This is a genomic window from Hymenobacter sediminicola, assembly GCF_014250515.1.
GTDB classification, from domain to species: domain Bacteria; phylum Bacteroidota; class Bacteroidia; order Cytophagales; family Hymenobacteraceae; genus Hymenobacter; species Hymenobacter sediminicola.
On sequence record NZ_CP060202.1, the window covers coordinates 1,949,612 to 1,964,719 of the forward strand.

The following is a 15,108-nucleotide window of genomic DNA, read 5'->3' on the forward strand; positions in this document are numbered from 1 at the left end:
ACTTCAAGACTAGCACTTCAAGATTACTCTACTACCACGCGGCTAACCTGCGTGGCTTCCGGCGTTACAATCTGTACCAGGTAGAGGCCGGCTTTCAGCTGCGAGCCGTCGATGGCGACGTCTTGGCCGTTGAGGGCGCGGGTCTGCTGTAGCACCACGCGGCCGGTTACGTCGCGCAGCGTGATGGTGGCGGTGCGGGCCTTGCTGGCTTCCAGACGCAGCGAGAACTGGCCGTGCGTGGGGTTGGGATATACCTGCACGCTGCTCTGCTGCACAGTAGCGGTTTTGTTCGACAGGGTGAGGTTGCAGACGGCGACGCCGCGGTTCTGCTCAGCAATACGGGCCGCAAACTCTTGGTAGTACTGGTTCGTGATGCGCGCATCGTGCACGATGAGCGTGTTTTCGTCATTCTCGGTGTTGGCCGAGAGGCTCCAGTTGTGCGAGCCCACAAATACCTGCGGGTCCGACTGCGACGCGCCGGCGTCGATGATGGCGTATTTGTGGTGCATGATACCAGGCGTATTTTTCACCATGGCGCGGGTGCCCATGGCCTGCCGCACGAGGCGGAATACGCTGCCGGCATTGGTAGAGCTGGTGTCGTTGTTGAGCATTTCGGAGCAGGCCGCAATGTTGCGCAGCAGCACTTGGTCACGGATGGCGCGCCCGATGTCGGTCTGCGTGTTGAGCATGGTGGCAATGTGCAGGTCGTTGTCGGCGGTGCGGATGGCATCGATGAGGCGGCCGTTCACATTATCCGTAGGCGAGAACCACGACTCCACCAGCTTGCCCCCAATGTTAAGGTAGTGCGGCGTGTTGTCGGTTTTGCGCGAGCCGAACTTCACGGCACCGGTAGTAGCGCCGCTGCCCCCCCACATTTCCTCAAACTCCATCTTGTAGACGCGGGCCAGGGCCTGGTCCTGCACTACGATGACGTTGTTGCGGTCTGTAGAGAGTTGGGCCTGCGTCCAGTTGGTCGAGCCGGTCCATACCCACGGCACGTTGGGGTTGGCGTCTTCGGCATCAATGATGACGAATTTGTTGTGCATGATGCCCTGAATCGTGCCCGAGCCAGTTTGCGTACGGCCCGTTTTGGCAATAGCGGCGTTCAGGCCCGGCACGCTCACGTTAGCGTTGTCATCCTCGTAAATCACGCGCACCCGCACGCCGCGGGCCTGGGCGGCATTCACCGCGGCCAGAATCGTGGGGCTGTTCCAGTTATAGATGGCAATATCGAGGGTGGTAGTAGCGCGGCCGATGTAGCGGGCCAGCGTGTCAGCCACCGCACCGCTTGGCAGGAACAGGGCGTTGTTGCCGGGCAGGGCGTAGGTGTTATTCACCGGGTTGGTGAAGTAAGTCCGCATCTTGCCAGATGAAAGCGAAGCCGTAATCATGGGAATAACCCGCGACTCGGAGAGGCCCGTAGCGTTGGTGCTGCTGGCTTTCACGTAGTATACCGTAGCCGGCATCAGGCCCGAAATGGCCAGGCTGTGCGTGGTGGTGCTGGTGGCGCTAGTAACAGGCGTGAATGGACCGGTAGCCGAAGTGGCGTACTCCAGCTTGGTGTTGCCAGCGTTCTGCGTCGTGAAGTTTACCGTGAAGCCCGATGTGGTGATGTTAGTCGGGAAGGGCGTATTGACTACGTTGGGCGTGTTGCCCTGCTGAAAATCTTCGTAGAGGCGCGGCAGCAATTGGTAGCCGGGGCCGGTAGGGCCGGGGGCAGTGGTCGTGAACTGGCTCATGATGCCCACGGCATCAAAAGTGCCGGTGGGGGAAGGCTTACCCACAAGGCCGTAGGGGCCAGTAGAAGCTGCATTCACATAAAGCACCGTTGCTGCATTGTTGTTGATGCGGAACGTGGTGCTGCTGAACGAGGTGACAGGCGCACCGGTGCTGGTGGTGATGGACGTAGCGCCGTTCAGGCGTACCAGCTGGCCTTCATACTGCTCCGCGTAGGCGGCCGTGAAGCCCCCGGCCGGGAAAGCCACGGGCGTAGGTAGCGGCCGGTTGCCGGCCAGTACCGTCAGCGACGTTACGGGGTCCAGTTCCAGCAGGCCCCGGAAGTCCTTGAGCGTTCCGGTCACGATGATGGAGTCGCCGGGGACGATGCCGGTAGTGAAAGTGGTGGAGTAGACCCCAATGCCGGCCGTGCCATCCTGAATGTAGCGGATGGCGCCCAACTCGGGGCCATTCGTGACGATACCGCGCACCGTGACGGTGGCGCCGGAGGTATTGAAGGCCGGAGCCTGCGCACGGGCGGCGGCAATCGTAACCGCCGTTTGGGCCTGAGCGGGCCGGAAAGCAGCCATGCTACAGAGCAAAGCCAGAAGAGTAAAGTTCTTCATAGAAGAAGTAAGAGTGGGAAACAACTGAAATTCAGGTCAAAACAGACTACAAATATCCTGGATTTTGGGCAGAATACAGCCAGCCGCAAGATGAACTGTGCATTATAAAATTTGGATGAAGAGGAGCTCCGCCGCTTACATAATGTTTACCTCGGGGTGCAACTCAACGCCAAACTTCTCCCGCACCGAGGCAATGATTTCGTAGGCTAAATCCCGGATGTCCTGGCCCTGGGCGCCGCCGTGGTTCACAAGCACCAGCGCCTGCCGGTCGTGCACGCCGTGGGGGCCGCGGCGCAGACCTTTCCAGCCGCACTGCTCAATCAGCCAGGCGGCCGGCACCTTCACGCCGCCGGGCACCGGGTAGCCGGGCAGGGCCGGGTACTGGCTTTTCAGCTCATCGAAGCGGGCCTGCGAGATTTCCGGGTTCTTGAAGAACGAGCCGGCATTGCCGATCTGGGCAGGGTCGGGGAGCTTGCTGCGCCGAATGCTGCTCACGGCCTCGCTCACGTCGCGCGGGGTAGGCTCGCCGGCCACGCCCATATCCTGCAGGGTGGTCTGGATGTCGCCGTAGCGCACGTTGGTGCGCGCCTCGCGATGCAGGCGCAGTAGCACCCCGGTCACGATGAACTGGTTTTTGAGCGGGCCCTTGAACACACTTTCGCGGTAGCCGAAGCCGCACTCCGCCGCCGAAAAGGTGCGTAGCTCGCCGGTGGCCGTTTCCAGTGCTTCGAGCTGCTCAAACGTGTCCTTCAATTCCGAACCATACGCCCCGATGTTCTGCAGCGGGGCCGCGCCCACCGTACCCGGAATCAGCGAAAGGTTCTCGATACCGCTCAGCTCCTGGTCGAGGGAATATTGCACCAGTCCGTGCCAGCTCTCGCCGGCGCCGGCCCGCACCAGCGCCGAAGCATCGTCCTGGCTGATGATTTCGAGGCCCCGGATTTCATTCTTGAGCACTACGCCGCCAAAATCCTGGGTGAAGAGCAGGTTGGAGCCGCCGCCCAGCACGAGTTTCTCGCTTTGTTGCACCTCTGGCAATGCCAGCAGCGCCCGCAACTCATCCACAGAACTGAAACGGGCAAACAGGCGGGCCTTCACATCGAGGCCGAAGGTATTGTAGGGGCGAAGTGAAACGTCGTGTTCGAGAACGGGAGCCGAAGCCATAGCAGGAGCGGTAAGGAGGGTGCCCGGCAAAGGTAAGCTGCCCGCGGCTCTATAAAACAAGCCGCCCCGGCGCTGCCAGCAAGGGCAGGTCGGGGCGGCGTGGGAAGTCAGAGAGAAATGAAGGATTACCGCACGCGGTAGCCGCTCACGGCGTAGTAGAGCAGGTAGGCGTAGCACAGCGCCGGCAGCACGAAAGCCACCCGCAGGCCGCCACCGTGCGTGGCTATTAGGCCCATCAGCGGTGGAATGATGGCCCCACCTACAATGGCCATAATCAAGTAGGATGAGCCCTGCTTGGTGAATTTGCCCAGACCCGTAATAGCCAGCGGGAACACCACGGGCCAGATGATGGAGTTGCAGAGGCCGCAGAGCACGACCAGCCACAAAGCCGTTTCGCCGTGGCTGAAAATGGACAGCACCACAAACAAAGTGCCGGCCGCGCACACGCCCACCAGCAGCTTGCGGGCATCGAAGCGGCTGAGTAGCGGAATCCCGATGATGCGGCCCACCATCAACCCAAACCAGTACGACGACACCAGCACGGCACCTACGGCCTTCGTGAAGCCCGCGCTGGTATCAATGGGGTCGGGGGTGTTGCCGAATAGCGCGGCGGCCCAGCTGGTCGCTACGCTTAGGCCCCGCACCAGCTCCTGCGTGAAGCCGCTGAGTTGGCTGATGTTCTGGCTTTCGCCGTAGCGAATCAAAAACGAGCCCAGGCCCACTTCAACTCCTACATACGTGAAAATGGCTACTACGCCCAGCGCCAAATGACGGAAGTCGAGGGCGGAGCGGCGGCCGGTTTCGGCGGCGGCTTGGGCGGCAGCGGCTTCTTCATCGGCCGGAATGCTCTCAATTTCGGGCAGGCGCACCAGGAAAAACAGCACGGCCAGCACGGCCAGAAACACGGCCAACCCCAGATAAAGCGGCTTTACCAGCGTGGCTTCCTGGGTGAGGCGCTCTTCCAGCGGAAGCTGCGCCAGCCGGGCCTTGAGCACAGCCGATCCACCAAACAGAATCAGACCGCCAATGAGGGGCGAAATAGTGCCACCTAGCCCGTTAGCTACACCCACGATGCTCACGCGGCTGGCCGCCGTGCGGGCCGGCCCCAGCACCGATACGTAGGGGTTGGCCGCTACCTGCAGCAGCGTAACACCGGCCCCCAGCAAGCCTAGTGCCAGCAGAAACAGCCCAAACGTGCGCGAATTGGCCGCGGGCACAAACAGCAGCGCCCCCAGCGCCATCACCAGCAGCCCCAGCACAATGCCGCGCTTGAAGCCCAGTTTCTCCAGCACCCGTCCCGCCGGCAGCGACATCAGAAAATACGCCCCGAAAAACGCCGACTGCACCGCCGACGACTGCAAATCGGTGAGCTGGCACACGTCCTTGAGGTAGGGCATGAGCACGTCGTTGAAGTTGGTGACGGCCCCGAACAGGAAAAACAGGGTGGTCATCAGTACCATCGGCCCGGCGTAGGAGCGGGCGGCGCCAGTGGCCGTGGTGGGAGCAGAAGAGGTAATGGGAGCGGCCATGAAGCGGGCAGGAATGGAGAGAAAAAGCCGGCCCTCGGGCCGGCTAAGCAATGCTACGGAGTTTTTGGGAGAAAATGACTTCAGGCCGGCCGCCCTACAAGTCTGCCACTGTTGCCGGCCGGGTCAGGTACCTCCAGATGAAAACCGCTGCCACGGCCCCAGCTGTGGGGGCCACCAGATACAACCACAGATGCTCTAAGTGCCCGGAAACCAGCGCGGGCGAAAAGGAGCGGGCCGGGTTCATGGAAGCGCCACAGATAGGCCCCGCAAACATGGCTTCCAGCAGCACCACTGCCCCAATAGCCAGCCCCGCAAACATGCCCTGCTCCTTAGAGCCGTATGCCACGTTCAGGATTACCAGCATCAGAAAGAAGGTCAGAATAAATTCCAGGATGAAGGACTGCGCCTCTGAGCCGGCCGGCAGCGTGGCACCCAGCAACTCATTAGCCGGAAACAGGTAGCGCAACGTGGCGCTGGCCAGCACCGCTCCCGCCAGCTGACTCACAATATAAGGTAGCACCTGCCGCACCGGGAACTTGCCGGCCACGGTAAAAGCAATAGTCACGGCGGGGTTGAAATGAGCCCCTGATATGTTGCCCAGCGCATAAATCATCGATGTGACGATCAGGCCAAACGTCATGGCCACGCCTACGTGCGTGATGGCTCCGTGAGTCTCCTGATTGATGATAATAGCGCCGGTACCACAGAACAGGATAGCAAAAGTGCCGAGGATTTCGGCCACGTAATTCTTCATTTCTGACGGCTGGCGGGGCAAGTGGACGGGCTGATAAAGGGAAAAGGGGCCGGCAGCGCCGGCTTGCAGAACAGGCCTACGTGCTGGCAGCTGGCCGTGGATTTAACTCAGGGTAGCGCAAATAAGCCGTTTTCCAGCCGAATGTGAAGCGGCAGCGTGCTCTTGCAGTAGTTTGTATCCTCAAAACCCGGATTGTATGGGCCAGCGTAGCAGGTTGCCGGAGAATAGTCCGACCTTTGCCGCTTCACCCAGTATTTCAACTCGTATGGCCCAGGCCCGCCGCTCCGCTCCGTTCTACATGACTGCCACCACCCAGTTCGGGCTCGAAGAAATTCTGGCCGAAGAACTGTACCAGCTGGGGGCCGAAATCGAAAAAATAGGCCAGCGGGCCGTGGAGTTCGTCGGCGACATGCAGCTGTGCTACGAAGCCAACCTGTGGTGCCGCACGGCCGTGCGCATCCTGCGGCCCTTCGCCGGCTTCTACGCCCCCAACGAAAAGGCGCTCTACCGCGAAGTAGGCCGCATTAACTGGCAGGACTACATCCAGCCCGACCAGACCTTCGCCATTACCTCCGTCGTCAACAATTCCACCTTCGAGCACTCGCTGTTCGTGGCCCAGCTCGCCAAAGACGCCATCGTGGATCAGTTTCGGGACCGGACCGGCCAGCGCCCTAGCGTGGACGTGAAAAACCCCGACATCCGGCTGCACCTACACATGCTGGAAAACGAAGTGGTGCTCAGCCTCGATTCCTCGGGCGAGTCGTTGCACAAGCGCGGCTACCGCCAGCAAACCAACGTGGCCCCGCTCAACGAAGCCCTGGCCGCAGGCATCCTGCTGCTCGCCGACTGGGACGGTAAAAAAACGGTGGTTGACCCCATGTGCGGCTCCGGCACACTGCTTACCGAAGCCGCCCTCATTGCCCAGCGCATTGCGCCGGGCCTCTATCACCAGGGCAAGTTCGGGTTCGAGAATTGGCCTGATTTCGACAAGGCGCTCTGGGAAACGGTGCGTCTCGATGCCGAGCAGGCCCGCCTCGACGAGCCCCAGGCCCTGCTCTATGGCTCCGACCTGTCGCCGGAGTTCATTGAGCTGGCCCGCGAAAACGTGGAGGCCGCCGGCCTCGAAGACTTTATCCGCTTTGCCGTGCGCGATGTGAAAGACGCCACCGCGCCCAAAGGCGAGCCGGGCATCGTCATCATGAACCCGCCCTACGGCGAGCGTATTGGCGAAGAGGCGGAGATGGACGCCCTCTACAAAACCATCGGCGACACGCTCAAAACCAACTTTCAGGGCTACGACGCCTTCATCTTCACCGGCAATCTGGAAGCGGCCAAGCGCGTGGGCCTGAAAACCTCCCGCCGCATTCCGTTATATAACGGCCCGATTGATTGCCGCCTGCTGAAATACGAGCTGTACCGCGGCAGCCGCCGCACCCCGGCCCCGGAAACCCAGGAGTAGGCTCTATACACGCCTGTCATCCTGAGCAGCGCGAAGGACCTTCTCATGTTGAACAGAATAGTTCTAGCGTGAGAAGGTCCTTCGCGCTGCTCAGGATGACAGGTATTTGTAAGACTTGTTCAAGGAGTGGGACGCTCTTTTAGTGCATTATCTAAAGGGTGAGGCACAACCGCGTACCTTTGCAGACTAATTCCAAGTTTATGCCTTCCTTCGCCGACCTCGGCCTCGCGCCTTATCTTCTGCAAGCCCTCGAGGAGCTGCAATTCGTTCAGCCTACGCCCGTGCAGGAGCAGGTGCTCCCCCTCACGCTCGATGGGCAGGACGTAGCGGGCCAGGCGCCCACCGGCTCCGGCAAAACCGCCGCCTACGGCTTGGGCCTGCTGCAGCAGGTAGATGTGAAGAACGATGCCGTGCAGATGCTGGTGCTGGTGCCCGCCCGCGAACTGGCCCTGCAGGTGCGCGACGCCCTCAAGAAGATGGGCAAGTTCCTGCCCAACCTGCGGGTGGCTGCCTTCTATGGTGGCCACGCTTTCGGCGAAGAAAAAGCTTCGCTCACGCAGGCGCCGCACATTGTGGTAGCCACGCCCGGCCGCTTCCTCGACCATTTAGAGCGCCGCACCATCATCCCGAATCAGCTCAAGAGCCTGGTGCTCGATGAAGCTGACAAGCTTCTGGAGCTGGGTTTTCAAGATGAGCTGGTGGAGATAGTGAAGCGCCTGCCGCGCCGCCGCCAGACCTTGCTGTTCTCGGCTACGATGTCGGACAAGGTGCTGGAACTGATCCGCAAGAACCTCACGCGGCCCCGCGTCATCAACCTGGGCGAGGACGACGACCGGCTGCCCGAAAACCTCACGCTGCTTGGCCACGTCGGCCCGATTGAGTTGAAGCCGGCGGCGCTGCTGCACATCCTGCGCCAGCCCGAAACCGGCCGCGCCCTCATCTTCTGCAATACGCGGGAGCGGTGCATGGAACTGGCCCGCTTCCTGCAAGGCCGCGAAGTAGCCGCTGAAGTACTGCACGGCAAAATGCCCCAGCCGGAGCGCGACAAGGCCTTGCTGAAGCTGCGCAACGGCTCCAGCCAGGTGCTGGTAGCCACCGATGTAGCTGCCCGCGGCCTCGACGTGACCCTGCTCGACACTGTGGTGCAATATGACGCGCCTGACAAAGCCGACGGTTTCCAGCACCGGGCCGGCCGTACGGCCCGCGCTGGCGCGGTCGGCACAGCCCACATCCTGGCCACGCCCAAAGAGCAGGACCACGTAAAAAAGTGGCCCGTTGCTGAGAGTATCAAGTGGAGCCAGATGATAGCGCCCAAGCTGCCGCCGGCTGCTCCCAAAGCGCCCAAGCCCGAAAACGTGACGGTACACGTAACGGCCGGAAAGAAAGACAAAGTCAGTGCCCATGACCTGGTAGGCGCCTTCGTGAACGTGGGCGGCGTGGCCCGGGAGCAGGTCGGCCACATCGAGGTATTCGATTACTACAGCTATGTAGCCGTGCCGCGCGGCCAGGTACAGGACGTGGTACAGCGCCTGCTGGGTGCCAAGGTGAAAGGCAAAAAAGTACGCGTGTCCATAGTCCAATAGAACAGCAAACTCGGTCATTGGCCCAGCAGCTTCTCTTCATCTGTAGCCAGAACCGCTGGCGTAGCCTCACGGCCGAGCGGCTGTTTGAGGGTCATGCTACCTATCAGGCGCGCTCGGCCGGCACGGAGCCGGGGGCCAGAGTGCGGGTCACGGCGGGGCACCTGGGCTGGGCCGATGTGGTGTTTGTGATGGAGCGCAAACACGCGGATATTCTGCGGCAGAAGTTTCCGGAGGCAGTAGCTGGTAAGCTAGTCGTCACGCTGCGCATTCCGGATAAGTTTCAGTTCATGGACCACATTCTGCAGGACCTGCTGCGCGAGCGGCTACGGGAGCATCTGCCGCAGCTGTAGTGCCTGAGCTGCGGCAAAATAGTGCCTTAGCCTACAACCAAACCGTATTACGGCCGTTTACCGGCGCATGTCTTATCTTATTTTTGCCGCTATAGTCGCGGTATTACTCTTCATTTTCTACCGCTACATCACGGCCGATTCGCGCCGCCGAACGGCGGCGCTGGCCGAGGAGTTTCCGGTCGAATGGCGGCAAATCCTGGCAGAGCGGGTAGCCTTTTACCTGTCCCTTACACCGATCGACAAAGCCCGCTTTGAAAAGCGTCTGCAGGTATTCCTAGCCCAAACCCGCATCACTGGCATCCAAACCGACATCGATGATACTACGCGGGTGCTGGTGGCGGCTTCGGCCGTTATTCCGGTATTCGGCTTCCCTGATTGGGAGTATGGCAACCTAAGCGAGGTGCTGGTGGTGCCCGATGCCTGGAAAGAGCAGCAGGACCCCAATAAGGAAGTGGCACCGCTGGCCGGCACGCTGCTGGGCTCGGTGCGCAATTTTCAGACTTCGCACTACATGCACCTCTCGAAAGCTTCGCTGGAGCGCGGCTTTCAGGATTCATTGGACAAGCAGAATGTGGGTATCCACGAGTTTGCCCACCTGCTGGACGAGGCCGACGGCGTGATTGACGGAGTACCCGCCACGGTGTTTCCGGCGGCCCTGCGCCCCGAGTGGGAGGCAGTGATGGCGCGTGAAATTGCGGCCATCCGGGCCGGAAACTCGGAAATCAACGACTACGCCGGTACCAACGAAGCCGAGTTCTTTGCCGTCGTGACGGAGTATTTTTTCGAGAAGCCGGAGAAGCTGCAGCAGCACCATCCGGAGCTGTACGGCTTGCTGCTGCTGGCTTTCCGGCAGAACCCTAAAAGCCGCTTTCTGCGCTGGGCTACCGATCCGCGCGAGTGGCTCAAGACGCTGCGGAGCCGGCGCAAGTTCGGCCGCAACGACCCATGCCCGTGCGGCAGCGGTAAGAAGTATAAGGACTGCCACTTACAGGAGCGGGCGGCCGCGTAACGCCACTATTCGGTGTAGAACTAGCAATTCGGTGAGGTATGTACCTTAGCGAAAACCAATCGGCTCTTGCTCCCATGAAAAAGACCTTCCTGCCCGTACTAACGGCGGCTGTGCTGGCCGCCTGCGCTCCTACAGCCAATACTCCCTCGGCTACCACTGCGCCAGCATCCACCACGCCCGAGGCGGCCACACAGCCGGCAGTACCGTCGTGGCCGGAGCGGGCGGAGGCATTTCTGAAGACGTATACCGCCGAAGCGCAACGACTCTACACGCTGTCGACGGAAGCCGAATGGCGCTCCAACACGCACATTGTGCCCGGCGACACCAGCAACGCCGGTGCCACGGCCCGCGCCAACGAGCGGATGGCAGCCTTCACGGGCAGCGCCGAAAATATCAAGGAGTTGCGTGAACTGCTCGACCACAAAGACCAACTCACGGAGTTGCAGGTGAAGCAGCTACAAACAGCCCTCTACAACGCTGCCAATTCGCCCCAGACTATTGCTGATGTGGTGCGGCGGCGCATCAAGGCCGAAGCCGCGCAAACCGAAAAGCTCTACGGCTTCGACTACAAGTACGCCGGCAAATCCGTCACGACCAACGACCTGGACGAGCTACTGCGCAAGGAAAAGAACCCCGCCAAGCGCCAGCAGGTCTGGGAAGCCAGCAAGGCCATCGGCCCCACCCTGAAGGACGGTATGCTGAACCTGCGCGACCTGCGCAACCAGACCGTGCAGGCCCTCGGCTACCCCGACTACTTCTCGTATCAGGCCTCCGACTATGGCATGAGCCGCGAGGAAATGCTGACGCTGGTACGCAAAATCAACGACGAGCTGCGCCCTTTGTACCGCGAGCTGCACACCTATGCCCGCTATGAGCTGGCCAAAAAGTACGGTCAGAAACAGGTGCCCGACTACCTGCCCGCGTCGTGGCTGCCCAACCGCTGGGGGCAAGACTGGAGTGCTATGGTGGATGTGAAAGGCCTCAACCTCGACCCGATACTGGCCAAGAAAGGCGCGGAGTGGCAGGTGAAGCAGGCCGAACGGTTTTATCAGAGCCTGGGCTTTCCGGCGCTGCCGCCAGTGTTCTACGAGAAGTCGAGCCTGTACCCGCTGCCTAAAGATGCGGCTTATAAGAAAAACAATCACGCCTCGGCCTGGCACATGGACCTGAACCAGGACGTGCGTAGCCTGATGAGCGTGGAGGGCAACACGGAGTGGTACGAAACCACTCACCACGAGCTGGGCCACATTTACTACTACCTCACCTACGCCAACCCCGATGTGCCGCCGCTGCTGCGCCAGGGTGCCAACCGCGCCTACCACGAAGCTATGGGCAGCCTTATGGGCTTGGCCGCCACCCAGAAGCCTTTCCTGGCCGGCCTGGGGCTGGTAGATGCCAAAGCCAAAACCGACCAGACCCAGACGCTGCTCAAGGAAGCCCTCAACTACGCCGTGTTTATTCCGTTTGCCTCGGGCGTGATGAGCGAGTGGGAGAGCAGCTTCTACGCCGATAAGCTGCCCGCCGACCAGCTCAACGCCCGCTGGTGGGCGTTGGCCAAGCAGTATCAAGGCATTGTGCCGCCCACCACGCGCGGCGAAAACTACCTCGACCCGGCCACCAAAACCCACATCAACGACGACCCTGCTCAGTATTACGACTACGCCCTGAGCTACGTCATCCTGTTCCAGCTCCACGACCATATTGCCAAAAACATCCTTAAGCAGGACCCGCACGCCACCAACTACTACGGCAGCAAAGAAGTAGGCACGTTCCTGGCCGATATTATGCGGCCCGGAGCCAGCAAAGACTGGCGCGTGGTGCTGAAGGAAAAAACCGGCGAAGACCTCTCGGCCCGCGCCATGGTCGAGTACTTCCAGCCCCTGATGGCGTACCTTAAGCAGCAGAACAAAGGCCGTAATTACACGATGTAGCTATGGGTAAAGAGCTTCGGCTTAGCGGTCAGAATTTTGACCCTGAAGCGGCGCTGCAGTTCGTGCAGCGCCGCTTTCGTGTGATGCAACATTATGCCTCGCAATTAAGTCTTGCCTTGTTCGCTACGGAAGAAACTTCTGTTTCACCTCCGGTAGCTTGGCCTCCGGTATTTATAGGAATAGAAGCCAATGGATTCTACTTCTGCGACAATCTTTTCTCCGCTACGGAAGCGGCTCTCATTTTCAAGCAGCTATGCGAATTCATGCTTACCTCCAGTAATGAAATTCGAATAGCAGAACTATAACAGCTACAAGTATGAGTACCAAACATGTTTTCTGCAGTTTCTTACTGCTTCTCCTAGTAGCTTTTGCCACCCCGGCCACGGCCCAGACCCAAACCGCGGCCCCGCTCAGTATCGGCCAGACGTTCACCTTGGAGTCCAAGGTGTTGGGCGAAACCCGGCGGATTAATGTGTACCGGTCGCAGGCCTACGGCCAGTCAGCAGATATGCCCCTGCCGGTGTTGTATATGCCCGATGGCGGGATGCAGGAGGATTTTCTGCACGTGGCCGGACTGTTGCAGGTAGGAGTTGGTAACGAAACCGTGCGTCCGTTTCTGCTGGTCGGCATCGAAAACACGGAGCGCCGCCGCGACATGACCGGCCCTACTACCAACCCCGAAGACAAAAAGATAGCGCCCCGTGTGGGTGGTTCGGCCGCATTTCGGCAGTTTATCCGTACCGAGCTGATGCCCGAAATAAAGCGGCGCTACCGTACTACTTCGGAAACAGCCGTGGTAGGCGAGTCATTGGCGGGCCTGTTTGTAGTAGAAACCTTGCTGCTGGAGCCTACCCTGTTTGACACTTATCTAGCCTTCGACCCGAGCCTGTGGTGGAACAATGAGCAACTGCTGAAACAGTCCCCCACGGTGTTGGCGGCATATGCTGGCAAGCCCAAAACGCTGTACCTCGCCTCCAGCAACGAACCTCAGCTTGCAACGTCCACGGCGCTGTTGGCAAAAAGGCTAGAAACAGCTGCAAACCGATCCATAATGTGGTATTACAAGCCGTTGCCTGAAGAAACGCACGGAACCATCTACCATCCGGCGGCGCTACTGGCTTTCAGAACCGTACTCAAACCGGTTAAGGCTAACCCAGCCAAGTAGAGCTGGAATGAGATCTGATCAGAAATTGAAAACGAAAAAGGCCGGTGCAAGCCGGCCTTTTCGTTTAATAGTTGGCTTCGCTGCCCGGCAAATCAATCAGGATGAACTGAGCATCCTTGCTGGCGCGAATCTCCAGTACGTGTTCATTGGTGGAACGAACCTGGTCGTTGGGCCCAACATCTACACCGTTGACGTAGAGCGTTCCTTCCTTCACATAGATGAAGGTATTTCGGATTGGAAAGGTCTTGAATGTCACCGTCTTTTCCTCGCGCAGATTGCACCAGTACACCGTGGTGTTGGAATTCATGAACACTACATCCTCCAGCACTTTCTGTCCCGAAACCAGTGGCACCAACTCGTTTTTGCTATCCAGAAAGTCTACGTCCTTCTGTTCGTAGCTGGGGGCTAGGCCGCGCTGATTGGGCATAAACCACAGCTGGTAGATGTGGGCCGGCTTTTCTTCGGCATTGTGCTCGGAGTGGGCTAGCCCGGTGCCGGCAGTCATGCGTTGCACCTCACCTTTCTTAATAGTGGCCTTGTTGCCCATGGTGTCTGCGTGGCATAGCTCCCCTTCCAGCACCAGCGTCACAATCTCCATTTCGGAGTGTGGATGCTGCGGGAAACCTGATTCGCCCTGAATGGTATCATCGTTGAAGACGCGCAGGGGGCCGAACTGCACATTCTGCGGATCGTAATAGTCGGCGAAACTGAACAGGAAGTAGCTGCTGAGCCATTGCACCGGAGCAGCGTGGTGGCGGTCGGTGGCAGGGATAACCTTGAGCATAGTGTGGCGAGGTTGAGTGATTGTACTGCCCTTACGCGCTAACGCAGCCGGAAGTTAGCTGCAGCACACTGTTCATTCTATTGCTCACCCTGACTGCCGTTGAACGGGCGCGCGGTTTCACCATCTAGTGCTTGTAAAAAGCAAAAGCCCATCCGCACGGTGCTGGATGGGCTTTTGCAATGAAACAGCTGTGGTAGCTGGCGTGTGCTATACCTTTTTCATGGTGCTCACCTGCTGCTGCAGGTCCAGCACGATGCTGGCCAAGCGGTTCAGCGACAGGTCGGCAATAGGGAAAGTGCTGCTGATGTATGCTTTCGCCTCCCAGATTTCTACCACGTCCTCCACGTCGATTTCGTAGGGCGAGTACACTGGGTTGTCGGAGTGCAGGGCCAGCATGGCACCTTCTTTCAGACGGTTAAAGACCCGCTTGAATACAATGCCCTCCTTGCTGCTGACCACGATGCAGGGCGTACCATCCTTAATGCTCAGCCAGTCGTCGACATAGCGACCCACAATGACGGTTCCGCTGGCAATGGGCAACATAGAGTCACCGGCAATTTCGAAGGCGCGGTAGGTGCCGGTGCTACCCAGCATGGGCAGACGGAACTTAGGCAGCTCTTCCAAGTACTCCGGATCAGCATAGCCATTGAGGTAGCCGGCGGCTGCTTTCTGTGGTACCAATTCAATATTTTCATTCTGCTCTTTGTCTACTGTAAGAGCCAGAATGCGCAGGTTGCCGCCAGGGCGGGTAGGGTTGGGGTCACTGGTTGTGCCAGCTGCTTCCAGCTGGCGCACAGCGGCCTTGGCGTTTTTCTTCTTGCTAAAGTCGGTAGTGACCAGCTGGTCAAGCGAAATGCCGAACAGTCGGGCCATATTCACGAGGGTCGCCAGCTTGGGCTCGGCGCGGCCTTCTTCGTAAGCGCCCACTAGGGAGCGTTTGATGCCTAGTTTTTCGGCCATCTGGGCCTGCGTCAGGGCCAGTTCGCGCCGCCAGAATTTGAGGTTCGTGTTAATCATGTCGCAGGGGGAGCCAGATAA

13 protein-coding genes are annotated in these 15,108 nt (G+C 59.7%); 7 read left to right on the top strand and 6 right to left on the bottom strand.

The window, feature by feature from the left end:
- Positions 1 to 23 precede the first annotated feature (23 nt).
- The 4 genes from H4317_RS08230 to H4317_RS08245 form a co-directional block, all read right to left on the bottom strand.
- Entirely contained in the window at positions 24 to 2,342 is a 2,319-nt protein-coding gene (locus H4317_RS08230) for a phospholipase D-like domain-containing protein (RefSeq protein WP_185889643.1), read from the bottom strand.
- A 135-nt stretch (positions 2,343 to 2,477) separates the two neighbouring features.
- Positions 2,478 to 3,506, bottom strand: coding sequence for a UDP-N-acetylmuramate dehydrogenase (gene murB / locus H4317_RS08235; protein WP_185889644.1), 1,029 nt, complete (start codon positions 3,504 to 3,506; stop codon positions 2,478 to 2,480).
- 125 nt (positions 3,507 to 3,631) lie between these two features.
- Complete coding sequence (locus tag H4317_RS08240) at positions 3,632 to 5,035, bottom strand: sugar MFS transporter (RefSeq protein WP_185889645.1); 1,404 nt, start codon at positions 5,033 to 5,035, stop codon at positions 3,632 to 3,634.
- 94 nt (positions 5,036 to 5,129) lie between these two features.
- Positions 5,130 to 5,789 (bottom strand): MIP family channel protein, encoded by a 660-nt coding sequence (locus tag H4317_RS08245; RefSeq protein ID WP_185889646.1) that lies wholly within the window; start codon positions 5,787 to 5,789, stop codon positions 5,130 to 5,132.
- A gap of 265 nt (positions 5,790 to 6,054) precedes the next feature.
- Here H4317_RS08245 and H4317_RS08250 point away from each other — a divergent pair, with 265 nt between their 5' ends.
- The 7 genes from H4317_RS08250 to H4317_RS08280 all read left to right on the top strand — a co-directional run bounded on the left by H4317_RS08250 (position 6,055) and on the right by H4317_RS08280 (position 13,286).
- Complete coding sequence (locus H4317_RS08250) at positions 6,055 to 7,248, top strand: THUMP domain-containing class I SAM-dependent RNA methyltransferase (protein ID WP_185889647.1); 1,194 nt, start codon at positions 6,055 to 6,057, stop codon at positions 7,246 to 7,248.
- A 200-nt stretch (positions 7,249 to 7,448) separates the two neighbouring features.
- Positions 7,449 to 8,831: a DEAD/DEAH box helicase gene (locus H4317_RS08255; RefSeq protein ID WP_185889648.1), complete on the top strand. Its 1,383-nt coding sequence runs from the start codon at positions 7,449 to 7,451 to the stop codon at positions 8,829 to 8,831.
- 17 nt (positions 8,832 to 8,848) lie between these two features.
- Positions 8,849 to 9,181 carry a low molecular weight protein tyrosine phosphatase family protein gene (locus H4317_RS08260; RefSeq protein WP_185889649.1) on the top strand — a complete coding sequence of 111 codons (333 nt, stop codon included), beginning with the start codon at positions 8,849 to 8,851 and terminating at the stop codon, positions 9,179 to 9,181.
- A 67-nt stretch (positions 9,182 to 9,248) separates the two neighbouring features.
- Complete coding sequence (locus tag H4317_RS08265) at positions 9,249 to 10,190, top strand: M90 family metallopeptidase (protein WP_185889650.1); 942 nt, start codon at positions 9,249 to 9,251, stop codon at positions 10,188 to 10,190.
- Positions 10,191 to 10,264: 74 nt separating this feature from the next.
- Positions 10,265 to 12,121, top strand: coding sequence for a M2 family metallopeptidase (locus H4317_RS08270; protein WP_185889651.1), 1,857 nt, complete (start codon positions 10,265 to 10,267; stop codon positions 12,119 to 12,121).
- A 2-nt stretch (positions 12,122 to 12,123) separates the two neighbouring features.
- Positions 12,124 to 12,426, top strand: a complete 303-nt coding sequence (locus H4317_RS08275; protein ID WP_185889652.1) for a hypothetical protein — start codon at positions 12,124 to 12,126, stop codon at positions 12,424 to 12,426.
- An 11-nt stretch (positions 12,427 to 12,437) separates the two neighbouring features.
- The gene (locus tag H4317_RS08280; RefSeq protein ID WP_185889653.1) at positions 12,438 to 13,286 is read left to right on the top strand and encodes an alpha/beta hydrolase; all 849 of its coding nucleotides are present in this window, start codon (positions 12,438 to 12,440) and stop codon (positions 13,284 to 13,286) included.
- A gap of 64 nt (positions 13,287 to 13,350) precedes the next feature.
- On the opposite strand, the gene H4317_RS08285 is transcribed toward H4317_RS08280, so the two are convergent.
- Positions 13,351 to 14,070: a pirin family protein gene (locus H4317_RS08285; protein WP_185889654.1), complete on the bottom strand. Its 720-nt coding sequence runs from the start codon at positions 14,068 to 14,070 to the stop codon at positions 13,351 to 13,353.
- Positions 14,071 to 14,277: 207 nt separating this feature from the next.
- Positions 14,278 to 15,087, bottom strand: coding sequence for an XRE family transcriptional regulator (locus tag H4317_RS08290; protein WP_185889655.1), 810 nt, complete (start codon positions 15,085 to 15,087; stop codon positions 14,278 to 14,280).
- Between the last annotated feature and the right edge of the window lie 21 nt (positions 15,088 to 15,108).

What these genes read in the sequence shown, in the direction of transcription:
- H4317_RS08275 (WP_185889652.1), top strand. Translation starts at nt 12,124, where the DNA reads ATGGGTAAAGAGCTTCGGCTTAGCGGTCAGAATTTTGACCCTGAAGCG.
- H4317_RS08280 (WP_185889653.1), top strand. Translation starts at nt 12,438, where the DNA reads ATGAGTACCAAACATGTTTTCTGCAGTTTCTTACTGCTTCTCCTAGTA.
- H4317_RS08230 (WP_185889643.1), bottom strand. Translation starts at nt 2,342, where the DNA reads ATGAAGAACTTTACTCTTCTGGCTTTGCTCTGTAGCATGGCTGCTTTC.
- H4317_RS08255 (WP_185889648.1), top strand. Translation starts at nt 7,449, where the DNA reads ATGCCTTCCTTCGCCGACCTCGGCCTCGCGCCTTATCTTCTGCAAGCC.
- H4317_RS08270 (WP_185889651.1), top strand. Translation starts at nt 10,265, where the DNA reads ATGAAAAAGACCTTCCTGCCCGTACTAACGGCGGCTGTGCTGGCCGCC.
- H4317_RS08250 (WP_185889647.1), top strand. Translation starts at nt 6,055, where the DNA reads ATGGCCCAGGCCCGCCGCTCCGCTCCGTTCTACATGACTGCCACCACC.
- H4317_RS08265 (WP_185889650.1), top strand. Translation starts at nt 9,249, where the DNA reads ATGTCTTATCTTATTTTTGCCGCTATAGTCGCGGTATTACTCTTCATT.
- H4317_RS08290 (WP_185889655.1), bottom strand. Translation starts at nt 15,087, where the DNA reads ATGATTAACACGAACCTCAAATTCTGGCGGCGCGAACTGGCCCTGACG.
- H4317_RS08285 (WP_185889654.1), bottom strand. Translation starts at nt 14,070, where the DNA reads ATGCTCAAGGTTATCCCTGCCACCGACCGCCACCACGCTGCTCCGGTG.
- H4317_RS08240 (WP_185889645.1), bottom strand. Translation starts at nt 5,035, where the DNA reads ATGGCCGCTCCCATTACCTCTTCTGCTCCCACCACGGCCACTGGCGCC.
- H4317_RS08245 (WP_185889646.1), bottom strand. Translation starts at nt 5,789, where the DNA reads ATGAAGAATTACGTGGCCGAAATCCTCGGCACTTTTGCTATCCTGTTC.
- murB (WP_185889644.1), bottom strand. Translation starts at nt 3,506, where the DNA reads ATGGCTTCGGCTCCCGTTCTCGAACACGACGTTTCACTTCGCCCCTAC.